General features: G+C 65.0%; 1 protein-coding gene. It reads right to left on the bottom strand.

The features are described 5' to 3' along the window. Window positions 1-1,143 (bottom strand): Eco57I restriction-modification methylase domain-containing protein (locus AC5LUJ_RS22415; protein WP_493465690.1); only part of this gene is annotated, 1,143 nt, incomplete at both ends.

Here is a 1,143-nt window from a genome sequence, read left to right as displayed (position 1 = left end):
CAAGCGGCGATACGCAGCCGACCGTAACCGCCCTTCGTTTTTGCCGCCAAAATGGGTGTCAGGATGAATCAATCCAGCAACACCACAATCATGCAGATGCGACCATACGGTACACATGAATGCACGATAAAGATCAGGACGCGTCCCGGCTAGAAGCGGATAGACAGCTGGCGAGGCGAGAATTGTAGCTAAGCCAGCGTTATCCGCAAATTCCCCCAGGAAAAAACGATGATTCATTTCTTTCTTCAAAAGAGCAGATCTTCGCCGGGTCAACTCATGGACTGGAAGGCGATCGGCCAGCTTAAACCACGGGTCGAGTTCGGCCAGGATGACGGGCTCGTTCCAGTCCGGGCGGACCCAGGGGGGGTTGCCTACCTGGAGGTCGAAGCCGCCTTTGGCGAAGGCCTGGGCGAAGTGCAGTTCCCAGTGGAAGAAGCCCTGGCGGTCGGCGATCCGCTCGACCGCGCCGAGCCAGGGAAAGCGCTCGGGCAGCCGGTTCTCGCGTTCCATCCCCATCCAGCTTTCAAGGCTGTTCTCGTGCTCCTCCAGAGCGGTGAGCGAGGTGAAGTGGGCGCCGAGAGAGCCTGCGGGAATATCGTTGGAACCGACCAGCGCCTCGGCGAACGTCAGCCAGTCGTCCAGGTTACGCAGCGGCACCATCCGCCGGAGCCGTTCGACAGCGGACGCCTTCGCCTTCCCCGTGCTCTTCTCCGCGGACGCGCTCTTCGACTTCCCGGATGCCGACGACGGCTCGGACGGCCGCGGGTCGTCCAGGTCGAACAGGGAGCTCTCCTCCCAGGTGGGCTGATCCGCCGTTGTTTCCCCGGCGGCCTGTGCCGGGGAGGGACGGCGGACGATGACGGCGTCCCGCTCGTACTCGGGGGCGGAGCCGTCGAGCAGGCCGGCGGAGTCCAGCGGCCAGAACCACAGGGCGCACCAGGCGTCCATCAGCGTCTTCAGCCGCCAGTACGGGGTGCCGGGGGCGTGCAGGTCGGCGAGGATCTTCTCCCGTGGCACCGCCCCGGTCACCGGCGGCAGGTCGTCGGCGCCCCAGACGTCGATGTGCCGGCGGATCTCCCGTTCGGAGATCTCCAGGCGCTGGCGTACCAGGTCCCACAGGAACTCGACCCGGCGCGCGATCCC

The organism is Protofrankia sp. CiP1_Cm_nod3 (assembly GCF_982290655.1).
The sequence above is the reverse complement of the archived record's forward strand: the minus strand, read 5'-3'. Positions and strand labels throughout refer to the sequence as shown.